The sequence below is a fragment of the Luteimicrobium sp. DT211 genome (genome assembly GCF_049844995.1).
Lineage (GTDB): Bacteria > Actinomycetota > Actinomycetes > Actinomycetales > Cellulomonadaceae > Luteimicrobium.
Map to the genome: position 1 here is coordinate 166,200 of NZ_JBNCMC010000003.1, position 18,580 is coordinate 184,779.

13 protein-coding genes are annotated in these 18,580 nt (G+C 73.1%); 12 read left to right on the forward strand and 1 reads right to left on the reverse strand.

Annotation, left to right across the window (positions count from 1 at the left end):
* Positions 1-126: 126 nt before the first annotated feature.
* The 3 genes from ACLQ14_RS08570 (at position 127) to ACLQ14_RS08580 (ending at position 5,583) form a co-directional block, all read left to right on the forward strand.
* On the forward strand, positions 127-1,017 hold the full coding sequence (locus tag ACLQ14_RS08570; protein ID WP_425811931.1) for a glycosyltransferase family 2 protein: 891 nt from the start codon (positions 127-129) through the stop codon (positions 1,015-1,017).
* A 142-nt stretch (positions 1,018-1,159) separates the two neighbouring features.
* A complete protein-coding gene (mfd, locus tag ACLQ14_RS08575) occupies positions 1,160-4,831 on the forward strand; it encodes a transcription-repair coupling factor (RefSeq protein ID WP_425811933.1) in 3,672 nt (1,223 codons plus the stop codon).
* Positions 4,832-4,902: 71 nt separating this feature from the next.
* Positions 4,903-5,583, forward strand: coding sequence for a phosphatase PAP2 family protein (locus ACLQ14_RS08580; RefSeq protein WP_425811935.1), 681 nt, complete (start codon positions 4,903-4,905; stop codon positions 5,581-5,583).
* Between the two features lie 7 nt (positions 5,584-5,590).
* On the opposite strand, the gene ACLQ14_RS08585 is transcribed toward ACLQ14_RS08580, so the two are convergent.
* The gene (locus tag ACLQ14_RS08585; protein ID WP_425811937.1) at positions 5,591-6,118 is read right to left on the reverse strand and encodes a hypothetical protein; all 528 of its coding nucleotides are present in this window, start codon (positions 6,116-6,118) and stop codon (positions 5,591-5,593) included.
* Positions 6,119-6,359: 241 nt separating this feature from the next.
* Between ACLQ14_RS08585 and ACLQ14_RS08590 the strand changes: the two genes are divergently transcribed.
* From ACLQ14_RS08590 to ACLQ14_RS08630, 9 genes are all read left to right on the forward strand, one after another.
* Positions 6,360-9,845 (forward strand): glycoside hydrolase family 3 C-terminal domain-containing protein, encoded by a 3,486-nt coding sequence (locus ACLQ14_RS08590; RefSeq protein WP_425811939.1) that lies wholly within the window; start codon positions 6,360-6,362, stop codon positions 9,843-9,845.
* 211 nt (positions 9,846-10,056) lie between these two features.
* Positions 10,057-11,655: a hypothetical protein gene (locus ACLQ14_RS08595; protein WP_425811941.1), complete on the forward strand. Its 1,599-nt coding sequence runs from the start codon at positions 10,057-10,059 to the stop codon at positions 11,653-11,655.
* Between the two features lie 107 nt (positions 11,656-11,762).
* Positions 11,763-13,046 (forward strand): phosphopyruvate hydratase, encoded by a 1,284-nt coding sequence (gene eno / locus ACLQ14_RS08600; protein WP_425811944.1) that lies wholly within the window; start codon positions 11,763-11,765, stop codon positions 13,044-13,046.
* Between the two features lie 279 nt (positions 13,047-13,325).
* Complete coding sequence (locus tag ACLQ14_RS08605) at positions 13,326-14,012, forward strand: FtsB family cell division protein (RefSeq protein ID WP_425811946.1); 687 nt, start codon at positions 13,326-13,328, stop codon at positions 14,010-14,012.
* A 39-nt stretch (positions 14,013-14,051) separates the two neighbouring features.
* On the forward strand, positions 14,052-14,570 hold the full coding sequence (locus ACLQ14_RS08610) for a DUF501 domain-containing protein (protein WP_425811948.1): 519 nt from the start codon (positions 14,052-14,054) through the stop codon (positions 14,568-14,570).
* 49 nt (positions 14,571-14,619) lie between these two features.
* Positions 14,620-15,573 carry an exopolyphosphatase gene (locus ACLQ14_RS08615; RefSeq protein ID WP_425811950.1) on the forward strand — a complete coding sequence of 318 codons (954 nt, stop codon included), beginning with the start codon at positions 14,620-14,622 and terminating at the stop codon, positions 15,571-15,573.
* Between the two features lie 76 nt (positions 15,574-15,649).
* Positions 15,650-16,723, forward strand: a complete 1,074-nt coding sequence (locus tag ACLQ14_RS08620) for a fatty acid desaturase family protein (protein WP_425811952.1) — start codon at positions 15,650-15,652, stop codon at positions 16,721-16,723.
* A gap of 105 nt (positions 16,724-16,828) precedes the next feature.
* Positions 16,829-17,164: a PadR family transcriptional regulator gene (locus ACLQ14_RS08625; RefSeq protein ID WP_425811954.1), complete on the forward strand. Its 336-nt coding sequence runs from the start codon at positions 16,829-16,831 to the stop codon at positions 17,162-17,164.
* The gene (locus ACLQ14_RS08630; RefSeq protein ID WP_425811956.1) at positions 17,161-18,522 is read left to right on the forward strand and encodes a hypothetical protein; all 1,362 of its coding nucleotides are present in this window, start codon (positions 17,161-17,163) and stop codon (positions 18,520-18,522) included. The genes ACLQ14_RS08625 and ACLQ14_RS08630 overlap by 4 nt, the downstream gene beginning before the upstream one ends.
* Positions 18,523-18,580 lie beyond the last annotated feature (58 nt).

Here is an 18,580-nt window from a genome sequence, read left to right on the forward strand (position 1 = left end):
CGAGTGTTCGGTTCACGGTGACGGGTGTGTCGCCATCGACGTTGAACGTGGGCTTGTCCGAGTTCCAGGTGTTCGGTGGCGCCTGATCCGAAGGGCGCTTCCGCAGCGAGTCGGAGCGGTGCGCGGGTGACGGTCATCATCCCGGTACTCGACCCGCCGCGCGAGGAACTCGAGCGTGCGATGCGTTCGCTCATTGGCCAGACCGCGGGCGACTGGGCCGCCTTCGTCGTCGATGACGGTTCAGATGTCGATCTGAAATGGATCGACGATGTCGACGAACGTGTTCGGTTGGTGAAGCGTGGGCACGAGGGCGTGTCGGCCGCGCGCAACGCCGGAGTCACCGTCGCCACGACTCGCTGGATTGCCTTTCTCGATCACGACGACATCTGGGCTCCGACCAAGTTGTCGCGTCAAATCGATTCGCTCGAGCGGTCCGGTGCCGCGCTTTCGCACACTGCCTTTGAATGGGAACAGCTGCGCCCTAGAGGTGATGGCTCGCTCGATGTCTCGTCGATGCCCCGGCGCTATCCGGGGCCGGTCACGTACCTCGACCTCCTTCGCGGCGACCACATCTGCACGTCCAGCGTCGTCATGTCGCGCGACGCTTTTCACGCTGTGGGTGGCTTCGACGTTTCGATGTCGCATGCGGAGGATCTCGATCTCTGGCTCCGGCTCCTCCAGTCTCACGCCGTTTTCGACGTGGTCGATGAACCGCTGGTGACGTACCGCACGCATGATCGAGGCGCCTCCTCCGACTACCAGGACACCTACCTGCGGAGGCGTGAGCTGCTGCGGCGACATCTGCGTTCCGGTCGGCGTGCGCACGACCCGGAGGTCATCGCGGCAGCGCGGGCAGGGCTCAGGCGGGGGCGCGAGATTGCGGGTGCGCAGGCCTTCGATGTGGCACGTGCCACGCGGGGAACAAGGATCACGGTCCATCTGACTCGAGCGCTTTGGCGCAACCCGCGTCTCATCGCATCATCGCTTCGCCACCGGCTGCGCGGCCCTCGCGATTAAGGGGTTCACGCGTAGGCTGTTCTCATCCCAGCCCGATCCATCGGCCCACGTACGTCCCGCGACGTCGTGAGCCACCAGGATCGGGCCGCTCGTGCTTGCCCGGACCATTCCTGCGCCCTGGCCTGACCTTCCAAGGAACCGCATGAACCTCACCGGCCTCCTGCCCGCCGTCCTGGCCGACCCGACGTCGACGACCGTCGTCGAGCGCGTCCGCGCACGGGGCGAGCTCGACGTCGTCGCACCCGTCGGCGTCCGGCCCGCGCTGCTGGCGGCGGCGAGCGCCAAGCGCCCGCTGGTCGTGGTGACGGCCACGGGACGCGAGGCCGACGAGCTCGTGACCGCCGTCCGTGCGTACCTCCCGGACGAGGAGCACGAGTCCGTGGCCGTTCTCCCGAGCTGGGAGACGCTGCCGCACGAGCGCCTGTCGCCTCGCGCAGACACGGTCGCGCGGCGGCTCGCGGTGTTCCGGCGCCTCGCCCACCCCTCGGCCACCGACGCCCCGGCAGCAACCGACGCGGGTGCGCCCACCCCGGGGAGCGGGCTCGCGCCGTCGGGCACGAGCCACACGGGACCGATCAGGATCCTCGTGGTCCCGGTGCGTGCCCTGGTCCAGCCGGTCGTGGAGAACCTGGGCGAGCTGGCGCCCGTCGAGCTGCACGCGGGCACGCAGGTGGACCTCGAGGACGTCGCCCAGCGACTCTCGGACGCCGCGTACGCCCGCGTGGACATGGTCGAGCGGCGCGGCGAGTTCGCGGTGCGCGGCGGCATCCTCGACGTCTTCCCGCCGACCGAGGACCACCCGCTGCGCGTGGAGCTGTGGGGCGACGAGGTCGAGGAGATCCGGTGGTTCTCCGTCGCCGACCAGCGCAGCCTCGAAGTCGCGGAGCGCGGCGTGTGGGCGCCGCCGTGCCGCGAGCTCCTCCTCACGCCGGAGGTCCGGGCGCGCGCGCTGAGCCTGCAGGAGCACCTGCCCGGCGCCGTCGACATGCTCGAGCGCATCGCCAACGGCATCGCGACGGAGGGCATGGAGTCCCTCGCCCCGGTCCTCGTGGACCGGATGGTCCCGGTGCTGTCGCTCGTGCCCGACGAGGCGCTCCTGGTCGCCGTCGAGCCCGAGCGGGTGCGGCGCCGGGCGCACGACCTGGTGGCGACCACCGAGGAGTTCCTGGCCGCCGCGTGGACGGGCGCGGCGGGCGGCGGGAACACGCCGCTCGACCTCTCCGCGGCGTCGTTCCTCACGCTCACCGACCTCCGCGACGAGGCGGCCCGCCGGGCGCTGGGGTGGTGGACGTTCTCCTCGTTCGGCCTCGGCGCCGAGGACACTGCGGAGCTAATCGGAGAAGAGGGCGTCGAGACCCTCACGGTCCCCGCCCGCGACGTCGAGCGCTACGCGGGCGACGTGGCCCGCGCCGTCGACGACGTCCGGGGCCTGCAGCACGCCGAGTGGCGTCTGGTCCTCACCACGGAGGGCCACGGCCCGGCCCAGCGCATGACGGAGCAGCTCCGCGCGTCGGACACGGCGGCGCGGCTGGTGCCGTCGCTCGAGGCGGCCGAGGTCCCGGACGGCCCCGAGCCGGGCATCGTCCTCGTCACCGTGGCGCCGGGCGTCCCGGGCTTCGTGCTGCCCGACCTCAAGCTGGCGGTGTTCAGCGAGTCCGACCTGACGGGGCGCGCCGGCCAGGGCACCAAGGACATGCGCCGCATGCCGAGCCGCCGGCGCAACGTCGTCGACCCGCTGCAGCTGCGCGCGGGCGACTTCGTGGTGCACGAGCAGCACGGCGTCGGGCGGTTCGTCGAGATGGTGCAGCGCACCCTCGGGGTCGGCGCGAACGCCGCGACGCGCGAGTACCTCGTCCTCGAGTACGCGAGCAGCAAGCGGGGGCAGCCGGGGGACCGGCTGTTCGTCCCGATGGACCAGCTCGACCAGGTCACCAAGTACGTGGGCGGCGAGTCGCCCAGCCTGTCGAAGATGGGCGGCTCCGACTGGGCGAAGACCAAGAGCCGCGCCAAGAAGCACGTCAAGGAGATCGCGAGCGCGCTCATCCGCCTCTACTCGGCGCGGATGGCGACCGAGGGCCACGCGTTCGGGCCCGACACCCCGTGGCAGCGCGAGCTCGAGGACGCGTTCGCGTACATCGAGACCCCCGACCAGCTCTCCACGATCGACGAGGTCAAGGCCGACATGGAGAAGTCGGTCCCGATGGACCGGCTCGTCTGCGGCGACGTCGGCTACGGCAAGACCGAGATCGCGATCCGGGCGGCGTTCAAGGCGGTCCAGGACGGCAAGCAGGTCGCGATCCTCGTTCCGACGACGCTGCTCGTCCAGCAGCACTTCGAGACGTTCTCCGAGCGGTACGCCCAGTTCCCGGTCACCGTGCGGGCGCTGTCGCGGTTCCAGACCGACAAGGAGTCGAACGAGACGATCGCAGGGCTCGCCGACGGGTCGGTGGACGTCGTCATCGGCACGCACCGCCTCATCACGGGCAGCATCCGGTTCAAGGACCTCGGGCTCGTCGTCATCGACGAGGAGCAGCGGTTCGGCGTCGAGCACAAGGAGACGCTCAAGGCCCTGCGCACCAACGTCGACGTCCTCGCGATGAGCGCGACCCCGATCCCGCGCACGCTCGAGATGGCCGTCACGGGCATCCGGGAGATGTCGACGCTCGCGACGCCGCCCGAGGAGCGCCATCCGGTCCTCACCTACGTGGGCGCGTACGACGACAAGCAGATCACCGCCGCGGTCCGGCGCGAGCTGCTCCGCGAAGGCCAGGTGTTCTACGTCCACAACCGGGTCGAGTCGATCGACAAGGCGGCCGCCCGGATCCGCGAGCTCGTGCCCGAGGCGAGGGTCGACGTCGCGCACGGCAAGATGAGCGAGGGCCAGCTCGACCGGGTCATCCGCGGGTTCTGGGAGAAGGACCTCGACGTCCTCGTCTGCACGACGATCATCGAGACCGGGCTCGACATCTCGAACGCGAACACCCTGATCCTCGAGCGCGCCGACCAGCTCGGCCTGTCCCAGCTCCACCAGCTGCGCGGGCGCGTGGGCCGCGGCCGCGAGCGCGCCTACTCGTACTTCCTGTACCCGCCGGAGCGCCCGCTGACCGAGACCGCGCACGACCGGCTCGCGACCATCGCCGCCCACACCGACCTCGGCGCGGGCATGCAGGTCGCGATGAAGGACCTGGAGATCCGCGGCGCCGGCAACCTGCTCGGCGGCGAGCAGTCGGGCCACATCGAGGGTGTCGGGTTCGACCTGTACGTCCGGATGGTCGGGGAGGCTGTCGCGTCCTTCAAGGGGGACGTGGAGGAGGAGCAGGCCGACGTGACGATCGAGCTGCCCGTCGACGCCCACCTGCCCGTCGAGTACATCGCCCACGAGCGCCTACGCCTCGAGGCGTACAAGAAGATCGCCGGTGCCCAGGACGACGCCCAGCTGGCCGAGGTCCGAGCCGAGCTCGTCGACCGGTACGGCGCCCTCCCCGAGGTGGCGTCCGCCCTGTTCGACGTCGCCGCGTTCCGCAACCACGCGCGCCGCGCGGGCCTCACGGATGTCACCGCGCAGGGCAAATTCGTGCGGTTCGCGCCCGTCGAGCTCGCGGAGTCGGCGGCACTGCGGCTCAAGCGGCTCTACCCGGGCTCGATCATCAAGCCCGCGGTGCGGGCCGTCCTCGTCCCGTTCCCGACGACGGCCCGCATCGGCGGCAAGCCCCTGCACGGCGCCGAGGTGCTCGCCTGGGCCAAGCAGCTGATCGACGCGGTGGTCGTCGGCGACGTGTCGGCCGCGGCGGCCGTCGGGACCGGGGCCCGCTGAGCCGCTCGGGTTCGGGGTGAAGTTCGCCTCGCGGAGGCCGGTGCGGACGGGCTCTCGCATAGCGTGCGCGTATGGACGCGACCGCCCGCCCGGCCGCGCCGCGCGCCGACCGTGCCCTCAGTCGGTCGGCGTACGCGGTGCCGCTGAGCCGCACGCAGCTGCTCGCGGCCGCGGCGGTGTCGGTCGTGGGCTTCGCGCTCGTCTACCTCGTCGAGGTGTGCACGAGAGCGGGCCAACGGCAGGACGTCGTCGTGTTCGCGCGGTTCCAGGCGCTGCCGCTCGGTGAGCATGCAGGCCTCATCCGAGACGGTGTGCCGATCGCTCTCGGGGCCGTGGCCCTCGTCCTGGGCGTGCGCGCGGTGGCCCGGCGCGCCGCGCGGCCCGTCGTCGCTCAGGCCCTGGTGGTGGCGCTCGCGGCCGTGGGGTCCGAGCTCCTCAAGGCGACCCTGCCCCGCCCGTTCCACGGCACGTTCGCGTACGTCGAGAACACGTTCCCGTCGTCCCACATGGCGACGACGACGGCGCTCGCCTGCGCGGTCCTCGTCCTCTGGGGAACGGCGCGGTGGCGCCCGGAGGTCGCGTTCGTCGTCGTCCTGCTGATGCTGGTCGCGGGGATCTACAACGTGACGGGATTCGCGCACCGCCCCTCCGACGTGGTCGGGGGAGTGCTCGTGGCGACGGTGCTCGAGGGCTTCACGCTCGCAGCGTTCGGCCTGGGCGCGAGGAGGCTCGCGCCGTCGCCACCGACGTGAGCGGGTCTCAGACCACGGCGCGCTGCGCCAGTCGCTGCAGGTCGTCGGGCGTGGCCTCGTAGGCGCGCCCGCCGAGCGAGCTGGTGCCGAGCGATTCGCGCACGGCGACGGTCCGCGCGATGTTCGCGGTGATCATGCCGCGCAGGAACCCGGGGTTCTGCGTGAGGATCGCGGTGGGGTGGCTCTGCTGGACGAGCAGGTCCCAGTGCTCGTCGCCGCCGTCGTGCAGGAACACGGGGAGCGCGGGGTTCTCGCGCGTGCGCGCGTTGGCGAACTCGAGGGCCGCGAGCCGGTCGTGCTCGACGTCCGCGGCGGCGCCCGTCGTGAGGTAGGTGGTGACCTCGTTGCCGCCGATGACGGTGACGAGCACGTAGCCGTCGTCGCCGAACCCGAGGAGCAGGTTGCTCGACACGCCGGTGTCGGGCAGCTGGGCGACGTTGAGCTCGGCGGCCTTCATGGCTTCCGCGAGCTGGCGGACGGCGTCGTGCGCCTCCTCGAGCGGGTCGGGCAGCGAGAAGTCGGTCGGGTCGGTCATGGGTCCTCATCGGTCGCGGGGCGGGGCGGCACGTCGGCGTGCACCGGCGTCCCAGTATGCCGGAGCGGGGCTGTCCCCGGCGCCCGCCGACGGTTGTTCCGACAACGCTGTCTCAAGTTGCCGATGGTCAAGCACCGGAGTGCCATAGCGGGGGGACGCGTGCGCGTCCTGCCGTGCGTGCCGGGGATGACGACGTCGCCGGGCACGGCCCTGAGCACGACGAGGTTCCTCAGGAGGACAGGTGTTCGGCACATCGCAATCACCACGACCGGAGCGCCGACGCGGGCGCACGGTCGGCATCGCCGCCGCGGCGGCGCTCGCACTGGCGGCCGCTCCCGCGGTCGCCCAGGCCGCCGTCGGCGCGGGCACGACGACGCAGCAACAGACTGCGGCGAAGCCCGCCGCCGGCGCGGCGTGCCCCTGGGTCACGTCGCACGCGTCGGACACGGCGCGCGCCCAGCAGGTCGTCGCGCAGATGACGCTCGACGAGAAGATCACCATGGTCCACGGCACGGCCGCGGGCTCGTACACCGGACTGGTCGCGGGGATCCCGCGGCTGTGCGTCCCGCAGCTCAAGCTCCAGGACGGCCCGGTCGGCGTTCGGATGAGCGACACGACGCAGCTGCCGTCCGCCGCGGCGCTCGCGGCCACGTGGGACACCGACGCGGCGAAGGCCTACGGCACGGTCATCGGCCAGGAGGACAAGGCCAAGGGCGTCGACGTCGACCTCGGGCCGACGGTCAACATCGTCCGCGACCCGCGCTGGGGCCGGGCGTTCGAGTCCTACTCGGAGGACCCGTACCTCACCGGCCAGATCGGCGCGCGGGACATCGAGGGCATCCAGTCCACCGGCGTCATGGCGCAGGTCAAGCACTGGGCCGTCTACAACCAGGAGACCAACCGCAACAGCACCGCGGACGACGCGATCGTCGACGACCGCACGGTCCACGAGATCTACACCGCCGCGTTCGCGACGATCGTCGACCAGGCGAAGCCGTCGTCGGTGATGTGCTCGTACAGCGAGGTCAACGGGCCGTTCGCGTGCGAGAACGCGTACCTGAACACCATCCTGAAGAACCAGTTCGGGTTCGACGGGTTCATCACCTCCGACTGGGGCGGCACCCACTCGACGGTCGGGTCGGCCAACGCCGGCATGGACATGGAGATGCCGGGCTCGACGTACTTCGGCACGGCCCTCAAGACGGCCGTCCAGAACGGCCAGGTGCCGCAGAGCCGGGTCGACGACATGGTGACCCGGATCCTGCGCGAGGAGTTCCGGTTCGGCCTCGTGACGAACCCGAGCCCCGACACGCCCGACGCCGTCGCCTCCACGGACGCGCACGTCGCCACGGCGCGCCAGGTCGCGGAGGACGGCACGGTGCTGCTGAAGAACAACGGCAACGTCCTGCCGCTGACGAAGAGCACGCACTCGCTCGCCGTCATCGGGGACGGGGCCGGCTCCAACACCATGAGCGCGGGCGGCGGCAGCGCCGCGGTCGCGGGCACCGGGACGGTCACCCCGCTCGACGGGATCACCGCGCGGGCCAAGAAGGCCGGCGTCGACGTGACGTACACGCAGGGTCCCGCGAGCACCGGCGCGCTCCCGCCGATCGACTCGCAGTACCTGACCCCGGCCTCCGGCACGGGTCCCGGTCTGACCGGCGAGTACTTCGCGAACACCGACCTCTCCGGCAGCCCCGTGGTCACGCGGACCGACCCGCAGGTCGCGTTCTCGTGGAACGGCGCGGCACCGGCCACCGGCGTCCCCGGGACGAACTTCTCGGCGCGCTGGACGGGGACGCTCGCGGCGCCGTCGTCGGGCAGCTACACGGTGAGCCTCACCAGCGACGACGGCTCGCGCCTGATCGTGGACGGCAAGACGGTCATCGACAACTGGGGCGACCACGGCGCCCAGACCAAAACGGCGACGCTCGACCTCACCAAGGGCACGCCGGTGAAGGTCGAGGTCGACTACTACCAGGGCGGTGGCGGCGACGAGGTCAGCCTCGGCTGGACCGTCCCCGGCACCGACCCGCTCGCCGACGCCGTCGCCGCCGCGAAGAAGGCCGACGTCGCCGTCGTGTACGCCAACGACTTCGAGTCCGAGGGCAGCGACCTCGAGAACATCGACCTCCCCGGCCAGCAGAACGACCTCATCGCGGCGGTCGCGAAGGCCAACCCGCGCACCGTCGTCGTGCTCAACACCGGCTCGGCGGTCACGATGCCGTGGATCGACGACGTCGCCGGCGTGGTCGAGGCCTGGTACCCCGGCCAGGAGTCCGGGAACGCGATCGCGTCGATCCTCTTCGGCGACACGAACCCGTCCGGCAAGCTGCCGGTGACGTTCCCGAGGTCCCTCGCGGACGTGCCGGCGTCGACCGACGCCCAGTGGCCGGGGGTGGACGGCAAGGTCCAGTACTCCGAGGGCCTCGACGTGGGGTACCGGTGGTACGACGCGAAGGACGTCGCCCCGCTGTTCCCGTTCGGGTACGGGCTGTCGTACACGACGTTCCGCGTCTCTGGGCTGCACGTGAACCGGGCGCACCTGACCGAGAACGGCACGGTCAAGGCGACCGCGACGGTGACGAACACCGGCAAGGTCGCGGGCTCCGACGTGGTGCAGGTCTACCTGTCCCAGCCGAAGAGCTCCGGTGAGCCGCCGAAGTCGCTCGTCGGCTTCCAGAAGGTCATGCTCAAGCCGGGCAAGTCCACGAAGGTCCACGTGACCGTCGACGCCCAGCAGGCGTCGGTGTGGAACACCAGGGCCCAGACGTGGGCGCTCACTCCCGGCACGTACACCGTCCGGGCGGGGGACTCGTCGTCGCGGCTGACGACCAGGGACTACTTCTCGGTCACGAAGACGACCCAGCCTCGCTGGGTCACGGTCACCGCGCCCAGCCTGACGAAGGCCGGCACGACGGTGACGGTCCGCACCACGTTCACCAACAGGTCGACGACGACGGCCCGTCAGGTCCGGACCAGCCTGTCCCTCCCGGTCGGGTGGACGACGTCGCGGCCGAGCACCGTGCGCGCCGTCGCGCCCGGGACGTCGGTCAGCGCGACGTGGAAGGTCGCGGTCCCCGCGGACGCCGCGCCCGGTGACGCGACCGTCACCGCCACGTCGGCGTACACCGGCGGGCGGTCGTCCGGCACGACGACGACGCAGGTGCCCTACGCGTCCCTCGCAGCCGCGTACGACACGGTCGGGGTGAGCGACGACGCCGACGAGACCGCCGGCAACCTCGACGGCTCCGGGTACTCGTTCTCGCTGCAGGCGCTCGCGGGCGTCGGGGTCGTCCCCGGCCAGGCGATCCCGGGCGGGTACGGCGCCCTGGTGTTCCCGGACGTCGCCGCCGACAGGCCCGACGCCGTCACGACGGCCGGCCAGACGGTCGCCCTGTCGGGCTCCGGCACCGGCCTCGCGCTGCTGGCCGTCGGCACCAACGGGGAGCAGAAGGGCGACGTGACCGTCACCTACACCGACGGCTCGACGTCGTCGGGCACGGTCGACGTCAACGACTGGTACAGCAACACGGCGGTGCCGGGCTCCGTGCTCGTCGCCACCACGCCGTACTGGAACCGCCCCGCCGGCTCGACCAACCAGAAGAACCAGAAGGTCAGCCTCTACGCCACGACCGTCCCGCTCACCGCGGGCAAGACCGTCGCGTACGTGACCCTTCCGCAGAACGGGAGGTTGCACGTCTTCGCGGCGAACGTGACCGGCTGACGCGCCGCCGTCGGCGGACGGCGTGACACGGCAGGGGAGAGGCGACGTGACCACGAAGGGCGGGGAGGGGAGGGTGCGCGCGGTCGTGGTCGGGTGGGCGGGAAGCCGAGCGAGGGACGAGCGAGGCGGATGGAAGACCGCGCGCAACCCTCCCCTCCCCGCCCGCCCCGACCACGGCCGCCCGACGGACGCACCCCCGTACGATGGCGCGGTGACCCGCCCCCCGCGTTGGCCGCTGTTCGCGGTCGCGGCGCTCGCGCTCCTCACGCGCGGCTGGGCGTACCTCGACCCCCGCCAGCTCGTCGCGGCCCGCGAGCTCGACGACGCCACGATGTACTCGGTGTCCGTCCAGCTGGTGCACGGCCACGCCCCGTACCGCGACGTCCTGTACCTGCACCCGCCGGGCATGCCGCTCGCGATGACGCCGCTCGCGTGGCTCGCGCACTGGACGGGCGACGCGTGGGCGCTCGCGGTCGGCCGTGTAGGGACGGTGCTGCTGGGGGTGGTGTGCACCGTGCTCGTGGGGCTGCTGCTGCGCCGCCGGGGGACCGCGGCGGTCCTGGTGGGCGCCGGCCTGTACGCGGTGTGGGTGCCGGTGGTCCGCACGGAGCGCGTCGCGCTCCTGGAGCCCGTGCTCACCGTGTGCCTCCTCCTCGCGCTGCTCGTGCTCCAGCGCACCGACGGCTCGCCGGTCTCGGCCCGCGTCGGTGTCCTCTCCCGCCTCGCCCCGACGACGACGGCACCCCTGGTCGCGGGTGCTCTCACCGGGGTGGCGCTCACCTTCAAGCTGTGGGCCGGCGTGACGGCGGTCGTCCTGGGGGTCGTCGTGCTGGCGACCCGCGGCCTGCGGGCGTCGGGGTGGTTCGCCGGTGGGCTCGCCGCGGTGGTGGCGGTCGTCGTCGGGCCGTTCGTTGCGCTCGCTGGCGGCGCGGTGTGGCACGACACCGTGACGGCCCAGGCAGGGCGGCCCGTGACCGTCGACGGGTTCGCGTACCGGCTCCGGCGGTTCTCGCCGTTCGACGGCTTCGGTTCGAGCGGCTGGTCGGACGCGGCGCTCAGGGTCGGGGCGGCGCTGGTGGGGGCGGCGCTGGTCGCAACGGTGGTCGTCGGGATCGTGCGTTGGTGGCGCGGCCGGGACCGGCCGGACGCGCGCTCCGCCGAGACGACGACGTGGGCGCTGCTGGCCCTCGCGCAGGCGGCGACGGTGCTGGTCGCGCCGTCGTTCTTCTACCACTACGCGGCCTTCCCCGCGCCGGCGCTCGCCCTCCTCGCGGGGGCCGCGGGCGGGGCGGCGTGGCGGCGGGTCGGGGCGCGCGTGCGTCGTCGGGCGGGGGAACGGGCGACCACCCGGTGGCCGGTCGTTGTCGCGGTCGGCGCGGGCGTCGCCGTGCTGGCGGTGTGCGCGGTGAGCGCGTGCCTGCCGACCAAGCCGGCGCAGCCCTCGAACGCGACCGTGGCCGCGTGGGCAGCCGGGCACCGGTGCGTGTGGGGGCTGGCGTCCGCGGTGGTGCGGGCGGACTCTGCGACGCCGAACGCCGAGCGGGGCTGCGACGTCCCGCCCGACGTCTACGGCGAGGGCGTGCTGGCCGCGACGCGCTCCGGGGCGACCGTGACCGGGACCGTCCTCGACGACAACCCGGCCTGGACGGTCGAGATGCTGCGTCAGCTCTCGACGGCCGACGCCGCGTTCCTGCCCCTGCCCGAGGACGGGCGCTGGCTGCGCGGCGAGTCGGAGCGCGTGTTCGAGGAGCAGTTCGTGCACGTGGCGACGTCCGGTTCGTTCGAGCTGTGGGAGCGCCGCGGGTCGTGACGCCGCGCGGCGTCGGACGGTCTCGCCAGCCGACCAGGACTGCTGCCCGCCGCGGCGGGCACTACGCTGAGGTCGTATCTCCCTCCCCCACTTCGTAAGGAGCCACTGTGGCCAGCATCGAAGCCGTAGGCGCCCGCGAGATCCTCGACTCACGCGGCAACCCCACCGTCGAGGTCGAGGTCGTGCTCGACGACGGCACCTTCGCCCGCGCGGGCGTCCCCTCGGGCGCGTCGACCGGCGCGTTCGAGGCCGTCGAGCGTCGTGACGGCGACAAGGCCCGCTACGGCGGCAAGGGCGTCCAGGGCGCGGTGGACGCCGTGATCGACGAGATCGCCCCCGAGCTCATCGGCTTCGACGCCGAGGACCAGCGCCTCGTCGACCAGGCGCTCATCGACCTCGACGGCACCCCGAACAAGGGCCGCATCGGCGCGAACGCGATCCTCGGCGTCTCCCTCGCCGTGGCCAAGGCCGCCGCGAAGAGCGCCGGCCTCGAGCTGTACCGCTACGTCGGCGGCCCGAACGCGCACGTCCTCCCGGTCCCGATGATGAACATCCTCAACGGCGGGTCGCACGCGGACTCGAACGTCGACATCCAGGAGTTCATGATCGCGCCGATCGGCGCCCCCACGTTCCGTGAGGCGCTGCGCACCGGCACCGAGGTCTACCACGCGCTCAAGGGCGTGCTGAAGGAGCGCGGGCTGTCGACCGGCCTCGGCGACGAGGGCGGCTTCGCGCCGAACCTCCCGAGCAACCGCGACGCGCTCGACCTCATCGTCGTCGCGATCGAGAAGGCCGGCTTCACGCCCGGCACGGACGTCGCGCTCGCGCTCGACGTCGCGTCGAGCGAGTTCTTCTCGGACGACAAGTACGCGTTCGAGGGCAAGTCGCTGCAGGCCGCCGAGCTCATCGAGTACTACGAGGGCCTCGTCGCCGACTACCCCCTGGTCTCGATCGAGGACCCGCTGAACGAGGAGGACTGGGACGGCTGGGTCGCGCTCGTCGAGCGCCTCGGCGACAAGGTCCAGATCGTCGGCGACGACCTGTTCGTCACCAACCCGGAGCGCCTCGCCAAGGGCATCGAGCTCAAGGCGGCGAACTCGCTGCTCGTGAAGCTCAACCAGATCGGCACGCTCACCGAGACCCTCGAGGCCGTCGAGCTCGCGCAGCGCAACGGCTACACCGCGATGGTGTCGCACCGTTCGGGCGAGACCGAGGACACCACGATCGCCGACCTGTCGGTCGCCGTGAACGCGGGCCAGATCAAGACCGGTGCGACCGCCCGCGGCGAGCGCATCAACAAGTACAACCAGCTGCTGCGCATCGAGGAGTCCCTCGACGACGCCGCCACCTTCGCGGGCCGCTCGGCTTTCCCGCGCTGGAAGCGCGGCTGATCGCATCAGCCGGCCGGTCCGACCGGCCATCGGGTCCTGACGCGACCCACGCCCGACGCGCCGTCATCCCTGCGGGGGTGGCGGCGCGTCGTCGTCGGCGGGGCCCGCGCCGCGACCTGTCAGAACCTGGCGAGCCCCGAGGCTCACGAGCTTCTGACACGCACCCGCGCGCCCGGACCCGTCAGAACCTGGCGAGGCTCGAGACTCATGAGCTTCTGACAGGTCGGTGGTCGGCGTGTGCTCCCTCGGCGGCGGCCGGCGAACGGGGAGAATCGCGACATGGCTCCGCGTCGACCGTCCGCACCGCAGGGCCGGTCCACCCGGCCGGCCGCCTCGGGCTCCGGCGCGTCCAACCGCGTGACGCCCCGCTCCACCCCCGCGTCGGGCACCCGAGCCTCGGCCCCGCGGGCGTCGACCAAGCGCGGCACGACGACGCCCGGCGGGTCGGGCCGCGGTGCGTCGCGCCCCGCGACGGGCGCGACGCCTCGGGTCCGCCGGACGAGCGCGAGCCGCCGCGCCGCGGGCCGTGTCGCGGGGATGGTCCCGGAGACGATCACGACGCGGACGCTCGTCCTGGCGGGCGCGATCCTGCTGGCGTTCGTGATCCTGCTCCCGACGGCGCGCGAGTACGTGACCCAGTCGGCCGACCTCCGCGCGCTGCACGCGGACGTCGCGCAGACCCAGCAGGAGAAGGCGGACGCCCAGGCGGCGCTGGACCGCTGGTCGGATCCGGCGTTCCTCAAGGCGCAGGCGAGGGCCCGCCTCGGCTACGCGATGCCGGGCGACAAGGCGTACCGGGTGATCGATCCGGGCGCGGCCGACGCGGGTGTCAGCCCGATCACGGGCAAGCCGGTCGCGGCGGGCGTCGTCGACACGACCGCGGACGGCGACGCCTCGCCCTGGTACCGGACGATGTGGACGTCGGTGCAGGTCGCCGGCGCGGGTGTGACGACCGACTCGAAGTAGCGGAGCCGCCCCCTCCCGCGGGTCGGGGAGAATGGGGGCATGCCCCTCACCGACGTGACCGCCGACGACCTCACCGTGCTCGCCGAGCAGCTCGGGCGCAGCCCGCGCGGCGTGGTCGCGATCGGCGCGCGCTGCGTGTGCGGCCGGCCGCTGGTCGCGGTGACCGCTCCCCGGCTCGACGACGGCACACCCTTCCCGACGACGTTCTACCTCACGCACCCGGGCGTCGTGGCGGCGATGAGCACGCTCGAGGCGCGCGGCGTCATGCGGGAGCTGAACGACCGGCTCGCGGAGGACGAGGAGCTCGCGGCCGGCCACGCCCGCGCCCACGACGACTACCTCGCGCGTCGGGCTGAGGTCGCCGAGCGATCCGGCACCGGTCCGGTGGCGGAGATCGAGGGCATCTCGGCGGGCGGGCTGCCGACCCGCGTCAAATGCCTGCACGCGCTGGCGGGGCACGCGCTCGTCGCCGGGCCGGGCGTCGACGTGGTCGGCGACCTCGCGCTGCGGCAGGCCGCGGACGAGGGTCTCTGGAGCGCGGACCGCTGTACCTGCTGACCCGAGGTCGCTCGCCGGAGGGTGGGCGCGCTGTGGCAGGCTGGTCGCCATGAGCTCCACCCGCGTTGCGGCCGTCGACTGCGGCACCAACTCTCTCCGCCTTCTCGTCGCCGACCTCGACCGTGACTCGGGCACCCTCACGGACCTGCACCGCAGCATGGAGGTCGTCCGGCTCGGCCAGGGCGTGGACCGGACGGGCATGATCGCCCCGGAGGCGCTCCAGCGGACGCTCGACGCGACGGCCCGCGCGGCCGACGTCGCCCGCGAGCTCGGCGCGGAGCGCGTGCGCTTCGTCGCGACGAGCGCGTCGCGCGACGCGAGCAACAAGGACGACTTCTTCGAGGGCGTGCACGCGCGGCTCGGCGTCTACCCGGAGGTCGTGTCGGGCGAGGAGGAGGCGGCGCTGTCGTTCCGTGGCGCGACGAGCGTGGTCGGCGGCCGGTTCGACGCCCCGTACCTCGTGGTCGACCTGGGCGGCGGTTCCACGGAGCTCGTGCTCGGTTCCCGCGAGCCCGAGGCCGCCTACTCGATGGACGTGGGCTGCGTCCGGATGACGGAGCGTCACCTCGCCACCGACCCGCCCACGGCGGCCGAGGTCGCGGCGGCGCGCGCGGACGTGCGGGCGGCGCTCGACGAGGCGCTCGCCGTCGTCCCGGTCGCGAAGACCGCGACGCTGGTCGGGCTCGCCGGGACGGTCACGACCGTGACGGCGCACGCCCTCGGCCTCGACCACTACGACCGCGACCGCATCAACGGCTCGGTCCTGGCGACGGACGCGGTGCTGCGCGCGTGCGACGAGCTCCTCACGATGACGCGCGCCGAGCGTGCGGCACTGGGCTTCATGCACCCCGGCCGCGTCGACGTGATCGGCGCGGGGGCGCTCGTGTGGTCCGAGGTCGTGGCGCGCGTGCGCGACGAGGTCGCGGCGGCGGGCGGCGAGCTGGCGCGCGTCGTCACGAGCGAGCACGACATCCTCGACGGGATCGCCCTGTCCCTGGGCTGAAACCGCCCGCTTCCCTGGGCTGAAACCGCCCGCTCCGGCCGGTCAGGGCGGGATCCGTCAGGTGTACCGTCGAAACGTGACGAACGGCAACGACGCCGGCACCCCGCAGGGGCGGCTGACACAGGACTACTCGGTACTCGCGCACGCGGTGCGCAGGTCAGGGCTGCTGCGCCGCCGGTACGGGTACTACTGGACGCGGCTGGGCCTCGCGGTGCTGGCGCTCGGGGGAGCGTGGTGCGCCGTCGTCGTCGTCGGGCGGTCGTGGTGGCAGCTCGTCGTCGCGGGCGCGATGGCGGTGGTCCTGACGCAGCTCGCGTTCCTCGGGCACGACTGCGCGCACCGCCAGGTGTTCCGCTCGCGCGCGTGGAACGACTGGGCGGCGCGGGTCCTCGCGAACGTGCTCGTCGGCATCAGCTACGGGTGGTGGACCCAGAAGCACGACGCCCACCACGCCGACCCCAACCGCGAGGGCAAGGACCCGGACATCGGCCCCGGGGTGATCGCCTTCACGCCGGACGCGGTGCGGTCGCGCCGCGGCGGGGTGTCGCAGTGGTTCGCCCGGCGACAGGGCTGGTTCTTCTTCCCGCTCCTGACCCTCGAGGGCCTCAACCTCCACGTCGCGAGCGCACGGACGGTCCTGGGCAGGGCACCGGTCCACCACCGCGCGTTCGAGGCGCCCGTGCTGATGGCCCGGCTGGTCGTGCCGGTGGTGGTGCTGTTCGTCCTGCTGCCGCCGGGCATCGCCGCGGCGTTCCTCGGGGTGCAGCTCGTGGTCTTCGGGCTGATGCTCGGCGGGTCGTTCGCGCCCAACCACAAGGGGATGCCCGTCGTCCCGCCGACGCTCGAGGTCGACTTCCTCCGCCGGCAGGTGCTCATGTCGCGCAACATCCGCGGCGGCGTGGCGGTCGACTTCCTCATGGGCGGCCTGAACCGGCAGATCGAGCACCACCTGTTCCCGGCCATGCCGCGGCCCAACCTCCGCCGCGTGCAGCCGGTGGTGCGCGACTACTGCGCGGAGCGCGGCGTGCCGTACACGGAGGTCGGGTTCTTCCGGTCGTACGGGATCGTGGTGGCGTACCTGAACGACGTCGAGCACAGCGCGCGCGAGCCGTTCGCCTGCCCGGTCGCGGGCGCGCTGGGCCGCACCTGAGCCCTCGGGGGCCGGCTCGACGACACGCGGTACAACGCTCTAGGCGGTACTGCGGTTCGCGTAGTACCGTGCGTGGTGTCGCACCAGCCCGCCACGGAGGACCGTATGGATACCAGCCAGCTGCTCAAGGGAGTTCTCGACGTCGCCGTCCTCGCCGTGGTCGCCGACGCCGACGGCTACGGCTACGACGTCGTCCGACGCCTGCGCTCCGCCGGCCTCGAGGAGGTCGCGGACGCGTCCGTCTACGGCACGCTGCGCCGCCTGTACGCGGGCGGGGCGCTGACCAGCTACGTCGTCCCCTCGGACGAGGGTCCGCACCGCAAGTACTACGGGATCAACGCGCAGGGACGGGCGATGCTCGACGCCCAGCGCAAGGAGTGGGCGACGTTCGCCCGCGCCGTCACGACCCTCCTCGACTCCACCGAAGGAGCTGCCCGATGAGCACCACCGCCCCGCTGCCCTCGCCCTCGCACGCGTCCGCCGCCCTCCGGGCCCTCGTCGCCGGCTACGCCGGCGCCGTCCGCCGTGAGCTCGACGACCTGCCCCCCGACACCGTCGACGACCTCACCGACGGGCTCGAGGCCGACCTGCTCGACGCCCTCGCCGACACCCCCGCCGGGTTCTCCCTGCCCGACGACGGCACTCGCCCGGGCACGGGCCTCACCGACACCGTGGTCGCGCCGCCCGTGGGTGGTGCGGCTGCCGGGGGCGCACGGGGCGCCGGCACCGCGCCGTCGTCGGACGCGCCGCTCACGGCCGAGGTGCTGACCGCGCGGTTCGGGGCGCCGGAGGACTACGCCGCGGAGCTGCGGTCGTCGGCCGGCCTCGCGCCGCGCGTCGCCGCACCGGCGGCGGCGACTCGCCGGGGGATGGGTGGTGCATGGGCCGAGACGCGCGCGGCCTGGGCGGAGCGGTGGCGCGAGCTGCGCGCGTCGGCGCGCTGGAAGCCGGTCTTCGACTTCCTCGAGGTGCTCCGGCCGGTGTGGTGGGTCGGGCGCGCGTGGGTGCTGGTCACGGCGATCCTGTGGAGCCAGGCGTCGCCGGTCGGGCTCGCCCCGACGAACGGGTGGGGGTGGATCCTGCTGCTGGCCGCCGTCATCTGCTCGGTCCAGTGGGGCAGGGGTGCGTGGGACTTCCCGGTGCGGTTCCGGTGGGTGGGGCAGCTGCTCGCGGCCGCGGCCGTCGTCCTGCTCCTCCCGACGACGGCGACCGCCCTCGCGTGGTCGACGCCCGACACCGGCTGGGGCGACGGGTCCGCGTACGAGCAGGGTGTGCGCGACGCGACCCCGAGCGACGGCGTGTGGGTCGACGGGCAGCAGGCGACGAACCTGTTCGTCTACGGCGCGGACGGCAAGCTGGTCGACGGGGCGCGCGTCTTCGACGAGGCAGGCAATCCCGTGCTGGTGCTGGACCCGTCCGACGACACCGGTCGGGGTAGTGCGGTGGTCCCGGACGGCGACGGGACCGAGCTGTGGCTCGCGCTCCCGTCGCTCGACCGGGCAGGGCGCACGGCCTGGAACGCGTACCCGCTCGAGCGGGTCCCGCTGGCGAAAGACGAGTACGGCAACGCCCAGCACGGCGACGAGGTCGCTCCCGTCACGCAGGCCGGGGCGTCGCCCAAGGCGCCCGTCGCGCCGTTCGACGAGGTGTCGCCGCTCGCGTCGCGCGGCGCCCTCCCGAGCGGTGCCCCGCTGCCGAGCGACGGTGCCCCCGCTTCCCCGACGCCGAGCGGCGCGGTGGGCCCCGTGCCGTCGTCGGACGCGCGCCCGACGCCGTCGAGGACCGGCACCGCGAAGTAGGCCTCCCGGCGGGGTGCGTCGCGGAGAAGGGGCGGGGCGCGCCTCCGGCGGTGTCGTG